This is a genomic window from Niallia sp. Marseille-Q9988, assembly GCF_976954375.1.
The window spans coordinates 266,969-289,552 of the sequence record NZ_CDRJSZ010000006.1 but is presented as its reverse complement, the minus strand read 5'-3'; the positions used below and the strand labels follow the sequence as shown (position 1 = coordinate 289,552).

Here is a 22,584-nt window from a genome sequence, read left to right as displayed (position 1 = left end):
TAAAAGTTATTTTCTTTTATAAAAAGGCGTCTTGATAACTTTTGCCTTCAAATGCTTTCCTCTTATTTCTACTTCCACCTCTGTACCCAATAAAGCATAATCAACTTGAATTAACGCAAGCCCAATGTTTTTCTTTAAGGTCGGCGACTGAGTACCAGTAGTAACTTCCCCAATACACTTGTCATTTGCAAATACTTTATAGCCATGTCTTGGAATACCTCTGTCTAACATTTCAATTCCAATTAACTTTCTTGATAATCCTTCTTCCTTTTGTTTCTTTAAAGCTTCCTTTCCGAAAAAGTAAGCTTCTTTATTTAATTTAACGGCAAATCCAATTCCAGCTTCTAATGGTGAAATATTTGCCGTTAATTCTTGCCCATATAATGCAAGTGTTGCTTCAAATCGCAAAGTATCCCTTGCACCTAAGCCGCAAGGAAGTACCCCTAATTCCTCACCTAACGATAATATTTCACGCCATAAGTCTTTAGCATCTTCCCTTTGACAATAAATTTCAAAACCATCCTCGCCAGTATATCCAGTGCGGGATAACAGAACCTCTTTGCCTGCTAAATTCACCTTGTTCTGAAAGTGAAAATACTTAATTCCAGCATAATCAACAGAGGGATTTATTTTTTTTAATATCTCTTCTGCTAACGGACCTTGAAGTGCTAATTGAGCAAAATCTTCTGATAAATTAGTTAAGATAACATCTCCAGTAGTATGTTTTTGGAGCCATTCGAAATCTTTCTCGATATTGGATGCATTCACCACTAACAAATAGTGATTGTCTGCAAGTTTATATGTTAATAAATCATCTACCGTTCCACCATTTTCGTAGCACATTGCCGAATATTGTGCAGCACCTATTGTGATTTTTCCGATGTCATTTGTTAGCATTTTTTGAAGAAAAGCTAAGCTACCGCTTCCCTTCACTTCGATTTCGCCCATATGGGAAACATCAAATAACCCTGCTTTTGTACGAACAGCCTCATGCTCCAGCTTTATACCGGAAAATTGTACAGGTAAAGCCCATCCTCCAAAATCGATTGTCTTTCCTCCATACTCTTTGTACACCTCATATAATGGTGTTTGCTTTAATAAAGCCAACGAACAGCACTCCTATCCCCTATGTATTAGACTTTCTCATTTATCCCATTAAAAAACGGCAACAAAAAAAGACAGATAACCCCCTTTTATAAAAAAGTAAGGTCTCTGTCCTTGCACCTGAAAGTTTACCGATTAATCGGCTGTCCCCTTTGGTGGCTTACCTATATGTAAGCACTCTCCAGAGCTGCGTCCAAATAGAGTTCTTTTGCCTGAGAGATTCACAAAATACTTTGCTTGCTCCTTCGGCGCTACGAATGTAGTCTCTCCCCTATTTCTCATCCGCGATTCATAAAATTTTCTTAATTGGTCATACTAAATACTACCTGAAAAAATGTTTTCCCACCTGACAGTTGCCTTCCACTTAAAGCCTTATGAAAATTCGTGAAAGATAGGTGGGAGGTACTTTCCGTATAGTGCGATTGGTTCAACTAACCATCAGGAGTGTTGAAGGAAAACGCCACTGATGAAAGTTTCTCTAATTTTAAAAAGTAAAAACCGATTATTTATTGGTCATTTTGAATTTAATGTTCATGTTCTGTCCAAATATAAATAAATTGTGACAAAATTAAAAACTTTTTTACCCTTTTATCCTAACATCCGAACGAAAAGGTGGCAATATATTTTTTGTTTTACTAGCATTCTTTTTTCAATCCTTTTTATACATACATAACTTTTTAGCTTTACTAAATAAAGTAAGAAAGGACGAATAATATATGACCGTTCAAATCCATTTTGATGATTCATGGAATGATCAGCTACTAAAGCGAATTTCAGATGATGGTCCATGGGCCAATTGGGAATTATATAAACTAGCAGTAGAAGTAGAACAACATAATATCATACCAGACTTCGAGGGTCTAAAAGCCCCTAAGTACTTATCAGAGCTTTCTCCTTTGCCCCACCAACTTGAAGTTGCAAAAAAGGTAATCGAAGATATGAATGGAAAAGCTATTTTGGCAGATGAAGTTGGTCTTGGAAAAACGATTGAAGCAGGATTGATACTAAAAGAATATATGATTCGCGGATTAGTAAAAAAAGTGCTGATTTTAGTTCCTGCCTCTCTTGTCACACAGTGGGCTTATGAATTAAATAGTAAATTCTACATTCCCGCTATGGTTCAGCGCAAAAGCTATGTTTGGGAGCAATGTGACATTGTCGTATCTTCTATTGATACAGCAAAAAGACAGCCACATCGTGATATCATAAACAATCTGGACTATGATTTGGTGATAATTGACGAGGCCCATAAGCTGAAAAATAATAAAACAAAAAACTATGAGTTTGTTCAAAATTTAAAAAAGAAATTTTGTTTACTATTAACAGCTACTCCTATTCAAAATAGAATTAGTGAAATCTTTAATTTAGTATCTTTATTAAAGCCCGGACATCTTGGTAGCGAATCATCCTTCTATGAAAAATATAAAAAAGATGCCCGCTCCATTGATGATGATGAGAATCTAAAAGCTTTGGTCAATAAAGTAATGATCAGAAACAGACGCCATGATACAGGGATTGAATGGACAAAAAGAATTGTTGAAGCTGTCCCAATTGAATTTACAAGAGAAGAAAGAGCATTGTATGAAGGACTAGTAGATTTAAAAACAGAACCCAATCTTTCTAGCAATAGTGAAAATTCCCGCAGTCCTTTTTCGATGATTACATTACAAAGAGAGGCGTGTTCCAGCAGGGAAGCAGTGTATTATACTCTGCAAAACATGGCGAAGAAAGTGGAAAATCCAACACCACAATTCCAACAAAGAATACAAGAACTGGTAAAAAAAGTAGAAGCGATTCAGCAAAATTCAAAGGCAAACAAAGCACTTGAGCTTATTAAGAAGATTAATGATAAAGTAATCATTTTTACTGAATATAGAGCTACGCAACTTTATTTACAATGGTTTTTGAAACAGCACGGTATTACATCCGTTCCATTTCGCGGTGGATTTAAACGAGGCAAAAAGGATTGGATGCGAGATCTCTTCCAAAATCATGCGCAAGTATTAATAGCAACAGAGGCTGGCGGAGAAGGGATTAACCTTCAATTTTGCCACCATATTATTAACTTTGATTTACCATGGAATCCAATGAGACTAGAGCAAAGAATAGGACGAATTCATCGACTTGGTCAAAAAGAAGATGTAAAGATTTATAACTTTGCCGTTAAAGATACTGTGGAAGATCATATTTTAAAATTATTATATGAAAAAATCCATCTTTTCGAAAAAGTAATTGGGGAGCTAGATGATATTTTGACGAAATTGGACTTTGGCAATATGGATGATTATATGGTTGATATTTTCTCCCACTCAAAATCAGAAGGAGAAATGAAAATCAAAATGGATAATTTAACAAGCATGATTGAATTCGCACAAAGTATGAAGGAAGGTGAGCCATATGAAGCAGCAGGAAATTCATCAATTTCTTGAACGATTTTTTGTCGCAAATGATTGTGAGATAGTAGAGAATAAACCTGGTTACCTAACTGTCCAATTAACAATTGAAATGGACAAAGAGTTAATGAATCGACCTTTTTATTGGCATTATCTTGAAAAGACTGGTGGCGTCCCAAACCCCGCCAGTCTAACCCTCATTACTGATCCAAAGCTTGCACCAGAGGATTTGAAGGGCGAACAGATACACTTTGGGTCTCCACGTCTTCATCAACTTTTTGCTTCTGCAAAAAATTTATCAAAGTATATTCGTTTATATGAATATAAAATAGCACAAGGCCAGCAACAAACAGCATTAAAGCCATGGCTTGCTCTTAATGTAAAAATCTCCTATCAATGTGACAGAAAACGGGATGTGTTTCAATCGATTGGTCTGCAGCTAATCAATGGCCAAATAGCAACAGATTTCCAGGCAAAAGTAGAGAAAATGAACCTTTCTGCCAAAATTCCTGATTATGCGTTTACTCTTTCTCCCTTAATCATGCCGAAAAGCGGGATAACAAGAATTGAAAACATGATAAAACAATCTTTATTATTAGAAGATCATACATGGGCAGAAGAAGCGAAGGAAAGGTGGAAAAAGGATTTAGAATTGCTAGAGCATTTTTATGAAGATATGGAAGACATGGAGGAAGAACAAGAAACCTTGGAAACGGAAAAATTAGCTCTACAGGAACAGTACGAACCAAAGATTAATATTTCGATTATTAATGGCGGGCTATTCTATTTAGCTTCAGAAGCTGTCTCCTAAACCATAATCATGAAAAAAGGAGTAGATTTATGCTTTAATAAGCTAAGTCCACTCCTTTTCATAACCTATCTTCTTACATTTCTACGCTTAAAGCTAAACATAATTAAATAAGGTAAAACTCCAAACCACCTCAGCATAAATGGTTCTTTCAGCCCTTTTCTTTCCGCTCTTAACTTTTGCCTTTCTTCTTTAGGCTGATCCATGTACTGGACAAATGTTTGGGTTAAATACTTCACATAATCGTTGGTATTCATTTAATCACCTACTATAGCATTTGTACTAGGATAGCCCTATCGTTTGGTTTTTATTCATTCTATCCATTTCGTCATTTTATTTTGCTCCATATCAAAGTAGCTTACGGCATAAATCGGCTTTATCCCCGCTTGCATATTTAATTGATAATCGATTTTAAAAGTAGTACTCGAATTTTTTTCGATTGTATAAAAAACATTACCATGTAAAAAAGTTTTTGTACCAGCAAGTTCAGGATGTTCTTCTGTAGAAAGTTCATATTCAATTTCTTTTAGGGAAGACAGGAAATAATATTCTTGCATATTGCTATTTCTCACACTTATTTCTATCCCTTTTTTCTTTTCATAAAGACCATATAAAATAAATAAGAAGGAAATAAAAAGAATATACACACAGAGCGATAATGGATAAATAAACCCTTTGTTATTCATTTTCCATTCACATCACTTTCCATGCGGAGATAAGATATTATACTTGCATCTTTTTTCTTATCAAATCGGTTAATTACCTCTATTCTAAAACCATTCTTATTCCTTTTAAACTCTACATCTTTAACACCTTGTAATGCGACCTCATGCCCTGTCGAATCTACCCGCCTTCTTATACTGCTTTCATATTTTTCATAAATAACCACTCTGCTATCCACATAAAGCAGTAATTTGTTGTTGGAAACATCCATATTCTGTGCAATCTTCACTTCTTTTTTTAATTCTAGGATGAACACTTCCCATTCCATATCCTGTAACTCTATCTCGGAAATTTGACGGTTAACGATATGTTTCAAAGGAATGCTTAGTAAAGAAAGAATAATAGAAAAAATAAAAAAGCAAAGAAGTGAACTGACCTAGCCAAATGAGACATATATAAAACACCTATCCATATTAAATTTAACACTTTTTCATTAATTTGATATTGGTTCTTTACTGGAAATAGTTCAGGCACTTTGTCACTTTACTTGGAGCCTCTGCGGGCATAGATTCTTTAGCCAGGAAGCCAGATATCTCAAAGAGAATCTGGCTTAGCCATAATAGGCTATCATGCCCGCATCTCCAAATAAAGTGCATGTCTTTTCTACATGCAAAGTGGATAACCCCGAAATCCTTTAAGCTGCCTTTAATCCAAATTCTATTGGAGTTAAGTAGCCTAATTTTGCTTGAATCCTACCCTCGTTGTAATGATGAATGTACCCATCTATTCTAGAAATAACTTCTAAATTAGCTAGGGTATTAAACTTACAATATTGGAATTCCTCTGTCTTTAAATTTGAATGAAATGATTCAATCACCGCATTGTCCCAACAGTTCCCTCGTCTGGACATACTACCTACTAAATGATGTTCCTTCAAATAATTTTGAAAAGTATACGATGTATACACACTCCCCTGATCGGAGTGTATAATAACTCCTTCTGGCTGATTGCGTTTATCCAAAGCATCCTGCAGTGTATCAATTACTAATGTCGTTTGTTGATGATTATAAATCTTATAAGCTACGATTTCATTATTATACAAATCCATAATCGTAGACAGATATAATGTTTCGCTGCCATACTGGATATACGTAATGTCCGTTACCCACTTCTCATTTGGTTTACTTGCACTAAAATCACGATTAAGAATATTAGGTACAATGACTTCACTTTCTCCCTGCGATTTCCACTTGCGTTTTGGTTTCACCTTACACTGCAAATGATGCTTCTGCATAATGTTTTGAACTGTGTTCCTATTAAGATGAATATGATGTTCTCGCTTTAGAATAGCTCTAATTTTCCTATGACCATTTCTATATTTAGTAGCCTTACAGATTTCAATAATTAAATCTTCATGTTCATTCCGATATTCACCAAACCCTTTAGTCCAACGATAATAGCTAGCACGTGGAATCCCTAAAACTTTTAAAATGGAAGTAACGGTATATTTTTCACGAAATTGTTCAACCAATTGTACTACTAGCCCTTTATCGACTCCTTTCTCATCGCCATATACTTTTTTAGAATTTCATTCTCCATTTTTAGGTGAGTTAGTTGATTACTTATTCGCTCGTCCTTACTTAAAGAATCGGGCCCATGCCCAAATGTATATTGTTTACCAATTGGCTGATCAAACCGATACATTTCTCCATTTTTGTACCATCTCATCCAAGTTTCAATTTGAGTTTTATTTTTGATTTTGTATTTGTTCATAATTTCCCGTGTTGTTAATTTTCCTTCAAGCTTATCTCTTACTACCGCCCATTTAATCTCTTTTGTATATACAGTTTTTTTGCCCACGCAAAAACACCTCCGAATAATGTCACAATACTTATCTCAAGTATTGCCATTTTGGAGGTGTTTTATATTGTCTCACTATTTTAGGTTAGTCCAAAGCATTTCCAATAAAATATAACCTTTATTATTCAATATCAACCCTTTTTTCATTCGATGAACACATCGCATATTTCTTTCTTCTTCTGAAATATATTATTATATTGGATACAAACTGTATTATCTATTTTCCAAAGGATTGTGTAGACATTCCCCTCTTTTTCAATAGATGTATTTCCTTTTTCTCCTTCTCCTAATTTAACTTCCATTAAATAGTGATAAAATAGGTCATTTACCATCTTCCCTTCTTCCGAATCTTCCAATTGCTTTAACACATGCACATAAATCGGCATCCAAGTCAAAGCAATAAGAAGCCATATTGTATAAGCCAATAAATATTCCGGTAACATAAAACCTTTACAATTTAGTTGCATAAAATCGCCCTTTGCCAATTAAAATCGTTAATTTATATGGCTGCTCTCCAATTCGGAATTCATATGTCCCAAATTTAGAAACGTTCCCTCTCGTATTGATGGTAAAAGAGATCGTGTTTTCATTTACAAAAACAATATCTTCATTGTAATAACGATCCACAATACTACCCACATATTCATCTCCACGGATGCTGTAACGATTTAAATTCGGATATATTTTTACTTGAAGAAGCGATTGATTTGCGATAGCAAATGCCTGGGCATAATAAAGATCTGCCTCTAATTGAGTAATAAACTGGTTCTCATTAAGTGTAGTTTGCTGGGAGGTGACTATGAACACAGATAAGGAGGAGAGAATCACCAATAATGACATTGCAAAAACCATTTCTATTAGTGTAAATCCTCTTTGATTTTCTATCATGGATTTTCCGTACTAGCAGTAGTAACTACGCCATCTGTAATAATTAATTCCTTGCCATTCGTACATTGCTCTTGCTCTTCTGTGATATAATTATCCTCTTTCAGCGCAGAGATACTCGCAGGATATTCTTTATGCTCCATATAATAGGACTGAACCTCTGCTTGTACCATCTTTGTTAATGCTTCACAACCTGTGTCATTTATCTTTGAATTATGCTTTGTAATATTGGGAATTGTCACAATTAATAATATGGAAATAACCACCAAAACTATCATCATTTCTATTAGTGTAAAACCCTTTTCATTATTCATTTTGTTCTCCTTTCAAAATCCATCTAAAAGCTGAAACATTGGCATTAATACAGATAAGTAAATGGAAACAATTAAAATTCCCACAACGGAATACAGTGTAGGTTGAAAGACCTTCATTGTTTTTTGTATATTCTCTTCTATTTGCATAAGGCAATGATTGCCATAGTAATAGAATTCTTGATCCAGCTTTCCATTTTCTTGACCATGCTGAATAATTTGAAACAGTTCCTTATCTAAAAAAGTAAATAACATAAAGGCTTGATCAAGACGATCGCCTTTTTTCAACTGCGAAATAGCAAGTATACCTATTCGAGAATACAGCTTTTGCTCTTTGTTTTCTTCAAAAAATTGCAAACATTCATAAATCGAAAAGCCACTAGATAATAGATAACTTAATTGCAAAGATAAAAGGTAGGAAAAATAATGCCTGACAATTTTTCCTATGAATGGGATTCGCGCTAGTAAATTCATTTGAACTATAATATCCAGTTTGCGGAAATATACATAATAAGAGACGTAACAAGCAATAAGAAGAAGTAATAGAAAAGCGAAGAGAGAGGGAATAACCTTACCGATTATTTGGACAAAGAGCAGAAAGAAATTCTTATTTATATTCATCGTTAGAAAAATGGAATTAAACTTAGGAATGAGGATACTTTGAACAAAGAAAAACAGAATAAAAGTAAATAATAGAAGAAAAAGAGGATAAGATAGAATCTTCCTTAATTTTTTGATTGTATCTTGTTTATTCTGAATCATTTTACTTGCATCCTGAAACGCAGTTGCAAATCCTCCATGCTTTTCAGCAAAATACACAAAACTAATAACTTGGCGATCAAAATTTAACCTTACAAGGTTTTCAAAAAACGTATCTCCTCCTTTTAACGAACCATAACAAGCATTTATATCTTCCAATCGACATTCCGGCATGTAATAACGCGAAGATTGAACCGCTTCTGCCATGGAATAGCCCCTATCAAGCAACTCCCCAATACATTTTAAAAATCTAGCTTGCTCTAAATTAGTCCACGCCTTATTTTTTTTCATCATAAATCCATCGTTCATATTCCCCCTCCTTTATATATCCTAATGCTATCCCTTTACAAATGATGTCCCCTAATGTTTTATACTTATAACTCCAATCATCTGTCCTGTTATTAAGAATGTTAGCAATCATCCTTCCAGTTATCATTTCAAATACAGTAGATCTTTTTAATCGATCATCTAAACGGTAACAGAAAGGTGAACAGCCATCATCACAAAATGGACATACCATTTCTACTAGTCTTTGTGCGGTAACAGCAATTAAGGTTTGTTCAATTTCTGTCTCCTTTATGCCAAATTCGAGCAATCGATGAATCGCACCTTTCGCATCCCTAGTATGCATGGTAGTTAATACCAAATGCCCTGTTAAACTCGCTCTTATTGCAATATGAGCAGTTTCCCTGTCTCGGATTTCTCCAACCATGATAATATCGGGATCATGGCGAAGAATCGCTTTTAGTCCTGTTGAATACGTAATACCAGCCTTCTCATTAACCTGAATCTGCAGTACATTTTCTTGGGGCTTTTCAATCGGATCTTCTAAGCTAATAACATTTCTTTGGTAGAGGTGAGCATTTTCATTTAAGAGGGAATAGAGTGTTGTCGTTTTGCCAGATCCAGTCGGACCTGTGAGGATAATTAACCCATGAGCGTGCTTTAATAAAGAGATTAATTTTCGAGAAACATTTGGAAATAAGGAGATATGGTAGATTGGAAGCATATTTTTGTCGTAAAGAAGGCGAATAACTAAACTTTCGTGAGGGGAAGAAGGCAAGGTTGATAAACGTAAGCCAATATGTTGACCATTGATGTTTGTAGAAATAGAGCCATTTTGCGGTTTTCTTCGTTCTCCAATATCCATGGATGCCGTAAACTTAAAATGAGAGATTAACTTGTCACATTCCTCCGCAGTTATTACTAATCTAGTAAGCAAATGATTAGCAATCCGCAATTGAAGGACCGATTCCTTTTGTCTCGGGGTTATGTGAATATCAGTAGCATTTTGCTCCACTGCATCACGAATAATACGATTGGCTAAAGCTTCAATAGATAACACTTTTCATAAAACACCACCTTTTTATTTATTCGTATTAATATTTCGACATAAAAAAAGAAATTCCTTCAATTTTCATTATTTTTTTACTTTTATTCAATTAGTTATTTTTAAATATAATGCAGATTATTTCTAGACTAATATTTCCGATTAATTTCCATTGTTCTTTTAAAAAAACTTCTGATTTTGAATAAAAAACACCGAACAAGCCATACTATATATATCAATTATATTGGGCTATAGCCAAGTGGTAAGGCAACGGACTTTGACTCCGTCACTCGTTGGTTCGAATCCAGCTAGCCCAGTAAAGACCCAATTTACATGGGTCTTTTTTTTATACATATGAATTCGCTATTATTCTTTGTTAATTTTTTTCCGAAAATGAGAGACATCATAGAAAAAAATTCCCTTCTAAGCTTAAATAGCAGATATAAGTTGAGATATTAACTCCTTTTTAAAAAATTGTTCATTTATATGAAATCTTGCCGTTTATTTTAAACACAGACGTATATACATTTAGTTAAACAAGAGTCAATAAAAACTACCCCAGTCTGTCTTGATTTCTTTTACACATTCATATCATCATGTTGAATCTGTGACTTTTCGATTTGAATAGTTGCATGGTCTATTTTAAACTTATCTTTTATTCGAACAATCGCTTGCTGAAGAATAGCTTGACTGTCTTTTTTATCATCAATTAACATATGGCAGCTTAATGTATCAAGCCCGGAAGTTATGGTCCATATATGCAGATCATGAACATCGATTACTCCTTCGATTTCTTCTAACACCATTTTCACATCTTCTTGGTTTATTGTTTCCGGAGTTCCTTCCATTAATATATGAGTAGAATTTTTTATTACTCCCCAACCGCTTTTTAAAATTAATAAAGCAACTACTACAGATATTATAGGATCTGCAACATACCAATCAAAGAATAACATGAGTACTCCAGCAATAATTGCACCAACGGAACCTAATGCATCACCCAGTATATGTAAGTAAGCACTTCGTAAATTTACATTGTTATGCACATCCCCTTTCTGCATTAATCCCACCGCGCTAACGATATTTGCTAACAATCCAATTGCTGCAATGGTCATCATTGTTCCACTAGCAACCGTCGGAGGCTCGGCGAACCGTTTTATAGCTTCCCAAATGATAAAAAAAGCGATAACAAACAATGTGGCGCCATTAAATAGGGCCGCTAAAATTTCAAAACGATAGTATCCATACGTTTTACTAGGCGATGTTTTACGGGACGCAAACCGGATTGCAAGAAAACTTAAGAAAAGAGAACCAGCATCACTTAACATATGACCTGCATCTGATAATAAAGCAAGACTATTTGTAAGAAGTCCTCCAAAAAACTCCAATAGCATAATTCCACAGGTAATTAGTAAAGCGAAAATTAACCCTTTTTTATTACCCTCTCTTGTTGATTCGAAGCCATGGTGATGATGGTGATGTCCATACTGACTATGATTATGCTCATGAAAATTCCCCATATTTTTTCCTCCTTCTATTTTTTAAATAAAATTACTTACCTTGCGGATTTATCAAACCAACAGAAAATACTCTTTTCCCTATATTTTGTGGTAAAAAACTAATTTTATGACCAACTGATAAAGGAACCTCTCGTCTATTAAAACGCCAGCTGAAGTTATATCCAAAAATTCCAGCCACCACTACTACAACAGCTCTTGAATATTCTAGATGAAGAGAAGGCTGCATTACACAAGAAGATAAAGCAGTGTAAAATGAAGAATAGATGATGTTGATTAGCTTCTGTTGTAATTAGAGCAGCTTGCCCCTCCATCAATAATGGAAACAGCTATTATCTCCAAATTATCTTCTTTTATATGAATATATGCTCATATATTAATTTTATATCTCCTATTAATAAATGTCAATTTTACATTTGAATAATAACAATATGTGAACGGAAAAAACATAAAAAAAACATTATAAAGATGGCCAAGCTTCAAATGGTGAATATGTACAATTTATGAACAAAATCTTGTGAAGTTGTGAACATTTTATAAACTTATCGTTTTAACCATGTTTATGGTAGATTGCTATATTATAATAAAGAAAATTAGTTCCCAGGAGGAAACAATTGTTATGGAAAATACACTAAAAGTTACAAATGTATTGTCTGACCCAACTCGTTTCTATATTTATCAATACATTACTAAACGTCATCAAGATGTAACCGTTCAAGAAATAGCAGACGAATTTTCTATCCATCCAAACGTAGCCCGCTTACATTTATCTAAATTAGAAGATGTAAGAATGCTCTATTCTGAAACAAAAAAAACAGGAAAGGGTGGCCGTCCAAGTAGACTATATCGTTTATCAGATGAGGTCATACAATTTAGCTTTCCATTTAGAAATTATCAATTATTAAGCAGTATTTTATTAAGATCCCTTGAAAGCCTCGGTGCAGAAGGAAGTAAAGCACTATATGAAACAGGAAAAACATTTGGCAAAGAGATGATGGAACAAGAAATTGCCCGTTATACAAATAATACCGCATCATTATCCAATGGAGATAAACTACGGCTATTACAAAATGCCAGTTTAATGACAGGGCAACTGCCAGCATTAGAATGGAATGATGATGAAACTTCCTTATATTTTGAAATATATAATTGTCCATTTAAAGAAGTTGCAATGGAGCATAAAGATAAAGTATGTACAATGCATCAATCTTTCTTTACTGGTATGTTTGAAGCATTATTTAAGGATGTTCAGTTAATCGAAAAACAGAATATTATTTCAGGCTGCGATCAATGTGCCTATAAAACACAAGTTCAATAGGAAAGAAAAGAGAGTTTCCTGTAATTATCTGCAGAAATACAACTTTTATTCAGGTTATCCATTTCTATATAATTGTTACTTATCCTTTTAACGAGTCTACTTATTTAAAAATGAACTATTTATTTTATCTTGCATTAGGATTCCATATTTAATATATGACAGCATGTGGAATACACAAATGTCAATCTATTTGCCACGTAAAGTGTAGCTAAAAAAACTCCTTATTGCTCAAATTTCAAGCAATTAAGGAGTTTTTTTATTGTTTCTATTTAACTTGGTTTACTTGTTTTTTTCTTCTAGCAATATAAAGGAACAATATGCTAGCAAAAATCAATATAAATCCGATTAACAGATAATTATAAGAATGTGTGCCTGTTTCAGGGCGTTGGTGGGTTCCGTTACTTTCTTTTCCACTTCCATTTCCTATATTAGATACATTCTGACTATTTTTGTTATTTTCTTGATTTACCGTGTTGGTATTATCATTATCTATTCCTTTTCCAGGATTTTCTGAGTCTTGTTCATCCTCTGTTCCGTCATCTGGATTTTCTGGGTCTTGTTCATCATCAATTACTTCACTTTGTCCGGAGATAGTAACATTCAGATCTACATACGTTCCAAATTGATCTGCCGCCGAAACTCTTACAACTATTTGACCGTTTCCTTTTGCAGTTATGACTCCCTTTTCGTTTACAGATGCAAATTCGTCACCACTTATTAAGTCATAATTTAAATTCTTATTGGTTGCAAAGGTAGGATATACTTCTGCCTCAATTTGTGCTGTTCCTTTATCTTCTGTAATTGCGATAGATTTTGTTATTTTAATGCTCGTTACCGGAATAAATACCTCTGGGTCAATATCTCCAATTTGGGCTTCTTCACTAATAATCAAAGTACCTTTACCAGTTATTTTGCCGTTTATTTTTAATGTACCATTAATAGTTAAGGAAGCATCTTTAGCAATCTCTAAAGTTCCATTAATGGTTAAATTACCGTCAATTGTACGATCACCAATTACTGATACTTTTTTACCTTCTGGGATAACAGAAGCATCTGTTGTTGAAATATCCACTTCTCCGTCCCAAATAAGTTCTGGTGTTTGCTTCAGATTATTAAACTTCACTATATCCTCTCTTTGAGAATTTAACGAAACAGTTACGTTCGCTTCTTCATTAAAGGAATTCCAACCATAAGCATTTACACCATTACCTAGACTAACATCCTTTATGCTTGATCCAACCATTGAATTAAACGCATAATCCCCAATATATTCTACACTATTTGGGAGAGCCACTTTATCTATGCTATTTAAACCAGAAAATGCATTGCCCCCAATATATTTTAAATTATCTGGGAGATTTAGTTCTTTTAATGATTCTAAATCTGCAAATGCATTAGATTCTATCATTTCTACGGAATTAGGTATTTCTAGCTTCTCCGCTTTCTTATTTCCATAAAATGTGTATGCAGGTATTTTCTTTGTTCCGTTTGCTATATTAATTGATTCATATTTATTTCCAGAAAAAGAAACTGCCTTTAAATGAGTTAACCCATCTGGTATAGTAAGCTCTTTTTCTGTCCATTCACTTGCTAACAACGGATCCCATCCTAAATAGTTTAATCCATATTCTTCAACTAATTGTAAGTTTTCAGGAATATTCATTGTGTCTAGTCCGTTAATTTGATCAAACGCTCTTTCACCAATTTTTGTAATTGTATCAGGCAACGTAATTTTCTTAAGATCCTGATTTCCTTGGAAAACATAATCATAAACACTTGTCACTGTATAAGTAATATTATCTCCTTCATTTGTAACTGTTTCAGGAATAACAAGTTCTTGTAGTTTCTTATTATTTTCAAATTGAGTTACTTCAACTGTTGTTGCACTAGTTGGTCTATAAATCAATGAACCTACCATAAATTGTCCACTGACATAGTCAGTAAAGCTTACCCCACCAGACTTTAATGGATTGGTGAATCCACTTCGTCTTAATTCGAAAGCAACTTGATCATTCGCAACATTTACTGTAGCTTCTCTTGAAATTCCTTTAAAGGCATCCTTTCCAATTGTCTTGACGTTTTTACCAATTTTCACTTCATTCGCTTTCGTACTTTGTGCAAAAGCGTATGTTCCAATTTCCTTCACAGAGTTTGGAATAATAATTTTTTCAAGACTAGATATGTCAGCAAATGCAAATTTCTCCACTTTAGTTACATTTTCAGGGATATCTATAGTAGTTAATCCACTTGATTGAAAAGATCCGTACCCAATTGATGTAACTGATGTAGGAAATTCAATTTCTTTAAGTGAAGATGCTTTAAAAAACATAAACTTAGGAACTGCTTTCATCTTCTCTGGTAATTTGACTGTTTCTAAACTTGCACTATCCGTAAATGCAGCTTCTCCGATATACTTTAGTGTGTCAGGTAAGATAAGTTTTTTCATTGAACTAACAAAACCAAAACTTTGTTCTCCAATACTTTCTAACCCTTCTGGTAAAGTCAATTCTTCAAATGCATCTATAAAGAGAAATGCAAAAGAACCTATTGATTTGATGTTCTTAGGTATATTAATTTTTGTAATACTTGCTCCATTAAAGGCATTGTCATCAATTCTCTCCACACTGTCTGGCATTTTTACATTAGATAGTGCAGATGCATAGAAAAATGCACTTTGCCCAATAACTTTTAATCCTTCGGAAAATTCTATCGAAGTTATGGAATTATTAAAATAAAATGCTTTAGCTCCAATAGAGGTTACTTTATATTTTTTTCCGTTATTTTCTACTTCGGATGGTATATAGACATTTCCTTTGATAGTATCATAGCTAGAGAATAGTTTATCTGGCTCACCTATTAATTGTACTTCGTCATTACTAGTCACTTTATAATAAAAGTTTTCATATTGGAAAGTGTCATTTAAATCTTTACTGATAATAGAATGGTCTGCATCTATTGACATATCACTATATCCTATTGCATCATCTTCGTCTGGTTGTTCAGGATTTTCTTCATCAGGATCCTCTGTTTCACCTTCCCCTGGCACGTCCGTATCAACGTAAACCTTGATAGAGGAAGTTAGTCCTGTAACGGCAGTTGCAGTAATGGTTACTTCACCTTTAGCTATCCCAGTTACAACACCATCAGCATCAACAGTTGCTATTTTGTCATCAGAGCTTGTCCAAGTTAACGATTTATCAGCTAAATTTTCTGGTTTAACTGTTGCATTCACTTTTTTCGATTCGCCTATTGTCAAATCTAAGTACTTGTCTAATACAATTGCTTGTGGGCCGATATCCACATAATTTGTACTAATGTTATAAGCATAATCGAACCCAAAGATACTTAATCTACCTGGATTTAATGACTGGTTCGCAAGTTCTTCTCCAAGATTTGTTATATCTGCACGAACTGTGCTCGTTTCTCCTTTTTTCTCCACATAGTCTATTCCAAGTTCAAATAAAAGTACATGTCCAGCGACGTCCCCAACAAGTATCTGTTGAATATAGTTATCGTCTTTTACATCAAATGTTAGGTATACTTTGCTATCCTCTTTAACAATGTCGACATTTTCTACTGTTGGTGCTTCTGTATCTACAGTAAAAGGAAGATCGAGCGTTTTTTCTGTATCAGTTCCTGCAATTTTACCACTTACTTCATAAATCAACTCCGTACCACTTGGTACTTGCTGTCCTTTTTCATCCTTTCCATTCCAACCTTGCATATTCAGAATCGGTATATATGCACCTTGAGTGGAACTAAAGAAGGTTTTACGGGCATCACCATATACATAGGACCAAACATCCTTATCATTTGCATCTTTGATTTTAAAGGATAAATTTTCTGCATTTCTTAATAAGCTTGTTATAGAAGTAAATATTCTTGAGTTATCCCCATTTAATGAAGGAGAAAAAGCAATTTTTTCTTTATCATATTTACCTGTGATAGCATTTCTTCCTAAATAATATCCGCTTCCTGCAGCGTTCGAATTAATCATTATCGTTGATGTTTGTGTAGTAGGCTGGATTTTATCATATACTGTGTTATCAAAAATGGAAGGATCTGTCCAATTACCATAGTATCCTAAGAATGGAAGAGAAAGTGTTGCATGATCGCCTTTTTCATCATATAAGCTTGTGTAACCTTCGCGCTTTTTCTGTAAAAGTGATCGTCCCACGTTGAACTACCGCAATCTTATCTTTAACATCTAACTCACTATAATCCTTTTCTTCCCCAATTCCTGGTACCATTACATAAGCATATTCCTTGTTATCAAGTGTCTCCAATACATCATAGGTGTCTCCATCTGTGTTAGAAGCATTTTTATAAGGAATATTTTCATCCCCTACTTTAAAATATGGAGAATTATAAACAGTATTTTCCACACTTGCTACAGATAAACCTGCTGCAAAAGTTGATGGTGAAGACACAACCGCATTATCTGGATTTGACGCTAATGGCATGTTAGTTCCATATGTATTATTAACTACAGCATTATCATCATTACCAGCAGCCATCAATAAATTAACGCCTGATTCCGATACCCTTGTATACGCTTCTTTTACTGCTTCTTCCCCTATTTTTGTGAAGCCAGCACCTGATCCTAAGCTCATATTAATGGAATCTGCACCTAATGAAACAGAGTCATCTAATGCAGCCAAAATATCATCATCATAGGCTGATCCAGTCCCATCTGAAAACACCTTCATAATCATTAATTGAGCTTCTGGAGCAATACCTTTAATTTTATCACTATTTGCTGCAATAGTTCCTGCTACATGCGTTCCATGGTCTATATCACCAATGACATTCGGGTCTTTATCTGCATAATCATATCCAAAAGGAACCTTTTGACTTGCAAACACATCATCTGACGATAAATCTCCAGCATTTAAACTAACGGAAGATATAAGTGACGAAATATCACTTTTTGAATATTTTGAATTTTGTGGGTCTTTTTGAAATGCTTCATGATTTGTATCTAGTCCCGTATCAAGAATAGCTACAATCGTTTTCTCTCCTTCATATCCAAGCGCTTGCGCTTGATCTGCCCCAATCATTACACTACTATTTTTCATTTGTATATCATTATTTGCTTCAGCTGGAAGTTCATATTTCACAGCCTCAAAAATTCTTTTTACACCAGATATTTTCTCTATTTTTTCAATGTTTTCCCGTTTTGTCTCTAACGAAAAACCATTCATAACTACTGTGTATCGATAGTTATCTTTAAAACTAGCATCTACCTTTTCAGAGATCTTTTTCATTACGGAGTCTTGTTCCCCCATAATATTATTTGCAATTTCCTTTCCCTTATTAGAATTAATAAACTCAGATGGTTCTTGTTTACTTTTTGTACTGTAATAGTCTAATACTGGTCCTTCCTCTAATTCTACTATTACACGAACCTTTTCTTGTGGATCATAACCAAATTCCTCACTAATATTTTCTTTTTGAGAAATATTTAATTCACCCTCGGCTTTTTCCATAGTTATATAACTAGTATTCTCTTTTGCACTTACATAGTTATTACTAAATGGTGTGATTGTACTAAATAATACAACCAATAGAGTTAGTAGAGTAGTAACTTTTTTGCCACTCTTTAATATACTCATTTCCCCTTCCCCCTAAACTATTTATTTAGAAAATTCAATTACTTTAATATAATATCATGTAGTTAGATATGTTTCAAACTATATTTTAGATAACAATCTAATTTAGTTTGTCTTTTATTATATCGCTGTGATACTATTACATTAAAGTAAGCGTAGTTGTAAGTACCCTTATAAAAAATTGCATAAATAGTAAAGGAGCTACCTAATGGATATATCAATAACATCTAAATATGATGTTTTTACAGAATGTATTTTCTTATTGGAGAGGAGAAATTTACCAGAAGGGGATGAGTTTCCTAAAACAATCTATGATGTTATACAAAAGATATGTGAAAAGTACAATATCCCTTTTGAAGAATTTTCGGATGAAATTTATATTTTAGCAGAAGTAGAAAATTTTATTATGGACAATCTAGAAATCGAAGAAAAAAACTACTTTTCTATTTTGGCATTGAATCACAATCGGACTATTCACTTGCATGGGCATTATATTATACAATACGTAAACAAATTATTTTTAATGATAATGATTATGAGAATCCCCATGAATTTGATTTAAGAATACAACTTATTGGACTAGTTCTTAATTATAATCTTGAAGGAAAAGAAATTAAAACAGAAAAAGATTTAAATGATTTCTTAAGAGATTATCAGTGTACAATAGAGGACAAATGGTTATATACTCAAGTATTCTATAATGCTGGTAAATTTCAGAAGGAATTGCTTGAAATATTGGAAGAAGTTTCTGATCTATTTAATCAAAAAGCGAACATTCTGCAATCTTATATTGACGCCTCTGCTATCTTTCTGAAGGAATATTTCTTGAAGAATCCTGAATCTAACATAATGAAACAATATAATTTACAGTTAAACTCAAGAGAATTAATTATCATTCCGAGTGCAATGGGGTTTAATACATTAAAATGGAACCATATGGATACAGATGGTCCGGAATATTTATATGCTGGAATTATGTACCATAAAATTGGCTCACTTATTCAAAAATACAATCACAATGAAGAAACCCTATTAAATCGCCTTAAGCTTTTAAGTGATAAAAGAAGACTAGAAATCTTGAAAGCACTAAAAAACGGTCCCTTGTGCGGACAAGATATTTCTCAATTACTCTCACTTACGCCTGCAACTGTTTCTCATCATATGAATTTCTTAGTAAATGAGGGATTTGTTCGGGTGCAAAAAACCGGTGTGCGAATTGACTATTACTATGTACCAAATGAAATGAATCTCTTCATGAAAAGCCTAAATAATGTTCTGCTATAAGTTTAATTTGGTTCTAATCAAAATTATTAGGCTTTTTTATTAAGATTGATACTATTAAATACTTTAAATTCATAGGAGGTTTTCCCTCCTAATTGTAACACTTTTAAGTTCTTCTATATTTGTAAGGTGAATCCAATAACAAAAAGCCCATCCTACCAATACTTGCTGTTTCAGAATTATTTTTCGCAAAAAAAAGCCACCAAATGGCAGCTGGAATTACTTTAAGAAAGCACCAATAGATTAATGAGAGGATTATTTGCTCTAAATCCCTATATTAACCCATTAAGACTTCTTTCCTCTCTCTTTTCTTCGGTATCACTTACATACTAACTTAAAAGCCGTTAATATACGGATTATGATCCATTTCATGTTCGATTGTTGTTTTTCTCCCATGACCAGACAGTACAATCGTCTCTTCAGGTAAATTTAAAAGCTTCTCGTGAATGCTATTTATTAATGTACGTTGGTTACCACCAATTAAATCAGTTCGTCCAATACTTTCATAGAAAAGAGCATCGCCAACAAATGCCCAATTCTCTTTTTTAAAATAAAATGTGACACTTCCTGGAGAATGCCCTGGTGTCTCCATCACTTGAAAGGTAAAATCTCCAATTGTCATCTTAGGATTCTCATCCAAGAAGTGCTCTGCTGGTCTGGTAACTACAGGATTGGGAAGTCTAAATGCCTCACTCCCATTTAATTTCGGATCAATCAACCACTCTTCTTCTTTGCTATGTACATAAACGGGAATGCTATAATCTGTTCTAACTTCCTCCACTGCACCAATATGATCAAAATGTGCATGGGTTAAAAGAATTGCAATAGGGGATAATTCTAACTCCTGAATCATCTTATTCAATTTTACTCCATTTGCACCTGGATCTATTACTAAACAATCCTTCTTTTCATTCCATACTAAATAACAATTGGTCTGGATTGGCCCTAAAGGAATTTGCTTATACTCCACAAAATCCCCTCCTATTTATTCTCTAATTGACTTACTACCCGTTCCACTTTCTCTTCCATTTTTCTAGTGATGTCTCTTCTGTCATCAATTCTGATGTTTGTGCAAACACGCACAAGACCTTTTTCAAATGGAACTTCATGCATTGCCTGAATCACTTCAAATAATGTTGGAAGTTCTCCTTCAATAATCGTGTTCATTGGTGTTAATTGGAAGCGAATTTGGCCTTTTTCCTCATAGTTCATTAAAACTTTTTGAATGTCTGCTACATACGCACTTACACTTGGAGTTTGTGTGCCAACTGGTATAACTGTTACATCAACGATTGCCATAATTTATTATTCTCCTTTCTCTTCTATCAGCCAATGGATTTCATCTATTATTATTCGATTTGAGTTCATTCCTATGATGGCATATTTTTATACCAACTTCAACTATTGAGCAATATTGGACGTAAACAATGGTGTAATATCTCCAGTCTCCATATTCAGCATATTTTCAAGATAATAGCCATAAAGACAGTACTTTCCATCGCTTGAAATTTGAATTGGCTGATCTTCTAAATCTTTATCGGCAAATAACTTTTTACTCAGACCTGTTTCCATATCTACTTCAATAAGTTCAAAACCCTCCTGATACGTTTCTGCATTGCCATTTCTTTCGGGAGTAAAGGTAAGAAAGCTATTTTTATAAATGGTATAGTTCGGAACTAACCAATTTGCAAATTTTGATAATCGAGGAACAGAAATACTCCCTTGCTTCTTAATATTTGCATCATAAAAAGTATAAACTGCCTCTTCTTCTTCTTCCCCCTTACTTGATATAGTAAGTAGAAATTCATTTTTCTGGTCAACAAAGTAAATATTAGCCAAATCTATTTCGTTTTCTTCTTCCGTTTCCAAATTAAATATTTTCAGCGGGGCATATAATGACGGATTGCTTTGATCCCAGTCAAGATACATTACCTTTTCCTTCGTTAACCATTGTGGAAAAGGAGTAGAGACAGGAAAATCACTTAATACATTTTCCTGAATATCCAATGTGAATACTTTACTTTCCCATTCCTTGGTTAAAGTTGTAATGAGCAATTCATTTTCATTATGAGAATTCCATGAAAAGTCTGTTTCATAGCTTTGTAGCTTTCTAGAAAGTATTTCATTTCCTTTATAATCAATTATATGAATTTCTCCTTCTTCCTCAGAAAGAGCCGTATAAATTAACAGTTGATTTTCATTTAAAAGAACATTAGATAATTCTTCTTCCGACTTATATAGAGGGATATGCTTTCCTGTATAAATATTATAAGCATAAATTTCATATACCCCTTCATAGATAGAAGAATAACAAATCGTATCTTTCTTTATCCAGCCATATACTTGCTCAAATTCTCCTTCAATTGGACTTATAGGAGGAAGCATCGCGTTGTTATCAACATCATTGTCCTTCGCTTCATTTTCACTGGCTGAATCATCATGTCTAGGAGCACAGCTAGACAGAATTAGTGTGAAAAAAGTGAAGAGAAGAACTATTCCTAGCGTGTTTCTCTTACCTAATGAAAACATTTTTCACACCCCTATAATACTATTCAAGTTTTGTTCACTCTATAGAATAGTAACACAAAAAAGCCGACTTTTTTCGGCTTTTTTCAAATCCACTTGTAGATTTTTTATTAAAAGTAATATTTCCAATCAAATATAGGTCATTTGTTACAACTATATAGTTATTTAATATCTCTTAAAAATGGAATACTTCTCTTTTTTCAATTTGCCTAAACTT

The 22,584-nt window shown here is 33.7% G+C and carries 21 protein-coding genes, 1 tRNA gene, 1 pseudogene and 2 riboswitches; of the genes and pseudogenes, 6 read left to right on the top strand and 17 right to left on the bottom strand.

Annotated elements, in window-relative coordinates; all coding sequences use genetic code 11:
• Positions 1-6 precede the first annotated feature (6 nt).
• Complete coding sequence (gcvT, locus tag ACWNMZ_RS13285) at positions 7-1,107, bottom strand: glycine cleavage system aminomethyltransferase GcvT (protein WP_031535301.1); 1,101 nt, start codon at positions 1,105-1,107, stop codon at positions 7-9.
• A 103-nt stretch (positions 1,108-1,210) separates the two neighbouring features.
• Positions 1,211-1,291: riboswitch (glycine riboswitch) on the bottom strand.
• 3 nt (positions 1,292-1,294) lie between these two features.
• A riboswitch (glycine riboswitch) is annotated at positions 1,295-1,386 on the bottom strand.
• Positions 1,387-1,820: 434 nt separating this feature from the next.
• On the opposite strand from gcvT, the gene ACWNMZ_RS13280 reads away from it, so the two are divergent.
• Both ACWNMZ_RS13280 and ACWNMZ_RS13275 read left to right on the top strand, forming a co-directional pair.
• Positions 1,821-3,533 (top strand): DEAD/DEAH box helicase, encoded by a 1,713-nt coding sequence (locus ACWNMZ_RS13280; protein ID WP_031535303.1) that lies wholly within the window; start codon positions 1,821-1,823, stop codon positions 3,531-3,533.
• Positions 3,502-4,308: a YqhG family protein gene (locus ACWNMZ_RS13275; RefSeq protein WP_031535306.1), complete on the top strand. Its 807-nt coding sequence runs from the start codon at positions 3,502-3,504 to the stop codon at positions 4,306-4,308. The genes ACWNMZ_RS13280 and ACWNMZ_RS13275 overlap by 32 nt, the downstream gene beginning before the upstream one ends.
• A gap of 65 nt (positions 4,309-4,373) precedes the next feature.
• Here the strand turns inward: ACWNMZ_RS13275 and ACWNMZ_RS13270 are convergent, their stop codons facing one another.
• The 9 genes and pseudogenes from ACWNMZ_RS13270 to comGA form a co-directional block, all read right to left on the bottom strand.
• Positions 4,374-4,562: a YqzE family protein gene (locus ACWNMZ_RS13270; protein WP_031535307.1), complete on the bottom strand. Its 189-nt coding sequence runs from the start codon at positions 4,560-4,562 to the stop codon at positions 4,374-4,376.
• A gap of 54 nt (positions 4,563-4,616) precedes the next feature.
• A complete protein-coding gene (gene comGG, locus ACWNMZ_RS13265) occupies positions 4,617-4,991 on the bottom strand; it encodes a competence type IV pilus minor pilin ComGG (protein WP_031535309.1) in 375 nt (124 codons plus the stop codon).
• Positions 4,988-5,389 (bottom strand): annotated as a pseudogene (comGF, locus tag ACWNMZ_RS13260) (competence type IV pilus minor pilin ComGF); the annotation flags it as partial. The pseudogene comGF and the gene comGG, both read right to left, overlap by 4 nt.
• Positions 5,390-5,662: 273 nt before the next feature.
• Positions 5,663-6,828, bottom strand: a protein-coding gene (locus ACWNMZ_RS13255; protein ID WP_109769520.1) for an IS3 family transposase whose coding sequence is annotated in 2 segments (ribosomal slippage) — positions 5,663-6,513 and positions 6,513-6,828 — 1,167 coding nt in all. Because the reading frame shifts where the segments join, the coding sequence is not laid out codon by codon here.
• Positions 6,829-6,971: 143 nt separating this feature from the next.
• Positions 6,972-7,253 (bottom strand): hypothetical protein, encoded by a 282-nt coding sequence (locus tag ACWNMZ_RS13250; RefSeq protein WP_449598659.1) that lies wholly within the window; start codon positions 7,251-7,253, stop codon positions 6,972-6,974.
• A 25-nt stretch (positions 7,254-7,278) separates the two neighbouring features.
• The gene (comGD, locus tag ACWNMZ_RS13245) at positions 7,279-7,716 is read right to left on the bottom strand and encodes a competence type IV pilus minor pilin ComGD (protein ID WP_031535315.1); all 438 of its coding nucleotides are present in this window, start codon (positions 7,714-7,716) and stop codon (positions 7,279-7,281) included.
• The gene (gene comGC / locus ACWNMZ_RS13240; protein ID WP_031535316.1) at positions 7,713-8,027 is read right to left on the bottom strand and encodes a competence type IV pilus major pilin ComGC; all 315 of its coding nucleotides are present in this window, start codon (positions 8,025-8,027) and stop codon (positions 7,713-7,715) included. The genes comGD and comGC overlap by 4 nt, the downstream gene beginning before the upstream one ends.
• A gap of 12 nt (positions 8,028-8,039) precedes the next feature.
• Positions 8,040-9,092 (bottom strand): competence type IV pilus assembly protein ComGB, encoded by a 1,053-nt coding sequence (comGB, locus tag ACWNMZ_RS13235; protein WP_235248058.1) that lies wholly within the window; start codon positions 9,090-9,092, stop codon positions 8,040-8,042.
• A complete protein-coding gene (gene comGA, locus ACWNMZ_RS13230) occupies positions 9,061-10,128 on the bottom strand; it encodes a competence type IV pilus ATPase ComGA (RefSeq protein ID WP_031535321.1) in 1,068 nt (355 codons plus the stop codon). The genes comGB and comGA overlap by 32 nt, the downstream gene beginning before the upstream one ends.
• 230 nt (positions 10,129-10,358) lie before the next feature.
• Between comGA and ACWNMZ_RS13225 the strand changes: the two genes are divergently transcribed.
• Positions 10,359-10,430, top strand: a tRNA-Gln gene (locus ACWNMZ_RS13225).
• A gap of 261 nt (positions 10,431-10,691) precedes the next feature.
• On the opposite strand, the gene ACWNMZ_RS13220 is transcribed toward ACWNMZ_RS13225, so the two are convergent.
• Both ACWNMZ_RS13220 and ACWNMZ_RS13215 read right to left on the bottom strand, forming a co-directional pair.
• A complete protein-coding gene (locus ACWNMZ_RS13220; RefSeq protein ID WP_031535323.1) occupies positions 10,692-11,633 on the bottom strand; it encodes a cation diffusion facilitator family transporter in 942 nt (313 codons plus the stop codon).
• Between the two features lie 31 nt (positions 11,634-11,664).
• Entirely contained in the window at positions 11,665-11,859 is a 195-nt protein-coding gene (locus tag ACWNMZ_RS13215) for a hypothetical protein (RefSeq protein WP_152910811.1), read from the bottom strand.
• Positions 11,860-12,249: 390 nt separating this feature from the next.
• Here ACWNMZ_RS13215 and ACWNMZ_RS13210 point away from each other — a divergent pair, with 390 nt between their 5' ends.
• Positions 12,250-12,948, top strand: coding sequence for a helix-turn-helix transcriptional regulator (locus ACWNMZ_RS13210; RefSeq protein ID WP_031535326.1), 699 nt, complete (start codon positions 12,250-12,252; stop codon positions 12,946-12,948).
• A gap of 265 nt (positions 12,949-13,213) precedes the next feature.
• On the opposite strand, the gene ACWNMZ_RS13205 is transcribed toward ACWNMZ_RS13210, so the two are convergent.
• On the bottom strand, positions 13,214-17,125 hold the full coding sequence (locus ACWNMZ_RS13205) for a leucine-rich repeat protein (RefSeq protein ID WP_235248056.1): 3,912 nt from the start codon (positions 17,123-17,125) through the stop codon (positions 13,214-13,216).
• On the bottom strand, positions 17,073-18,563 hold the full coding sequence (locus ACWNMZ_RS13200) for a S8 family serine peptidase (protein ID WP_235248043.1): 1,491 nt from the start codon (positions 18,561-18,563) through the stop codon (positions 17,073-17,075). The genes ACWNMZ_RS13205 and ACWNMZ_RS13200 overlap by 53 nt, the downstream gene beginning before the upstream one ends.
• A gap of 205 nt (positions 18,564-18,768) precedes the next feature.
• Between ACWNMZ_RS13200 and ACWNMZ_RS13195 the strand changes: the two genes are divergently transcribed.
• Together ACWNMZ_RS13195 and ACWNMZ_RS13190 are read left to right on the top strand one after the other, a co-directional pair.
• Positions 18,769-19,122, top strand: a complete 354-nt coding sequence (locus ACWNMZ_RS13195) for a hypothetical protein (protein WP_449598658.1) — start codon at positions 18,769-18,771, stop codon at positions 19,120-19,122.
• Between the two features lie 161 nt (positions 19,123-19,283).
• Positions 19,284-19,844 (top strand): ArsR/SmtB family transcription factor, encoded by a 561-nt coding sequence (locus ACWNMZ_RS13190; protein ID WP_449598657.1) that lies wholly within the window; start codon positions 19,284-19,286, stop codon positions 19,842-19,844.
• A gap of 331 nt (positions 19,845-20,175) precedes the next feature.
• Here ACWNMZ_RS13190 and ACWNMZ_RS13185 read toward each other — a convergent pair whose 3' ends face one another.
• The 3 genes from ACWNMZ_RS13185 to ACWNMZ_RS13175 form a co-directional block, all read right to left on the bottom strand.
• Complete coding sequence (locus ACWNMZ_RS13185; RefSeq protein ID WP_031535334.1) at positions 20,176-20,811, bottom strand: MBL fold metallo-hydrolase; 636 nt, start codon at positions 20,809-20,811, stop codon at positions 20,176-20,178.
• Positions 20,812-20,822: 11 nt separating this feature from the next.
• On the bottom strand, positions 20,823-21,140 hold the full coding sequence (locus ACWNMZ_RS13180; protein ID WP_031535336.1) for an MTH1187 family thiamine-binding protein: 318 nt from the start codon (positions 21,138-21,140) through the stop codon (positions 20,823-20,825).
• A gap of 102 nt (positions 21,141-21,242) precedes the next feature.
• Positions 21,243-22,370, bottom strand: a complete 1,128-nt coding sequence (locus ACWNMZ_RS13175; RefSeq protein WP_031535339.1) for a YqgU-like beta propeller domain-containing protein — start codon at positions 22,368-22,370, stop codon at positions 21,243-21,245.
• Positions 22,371-22,584 lie beyond the last annotated feature (214 nt).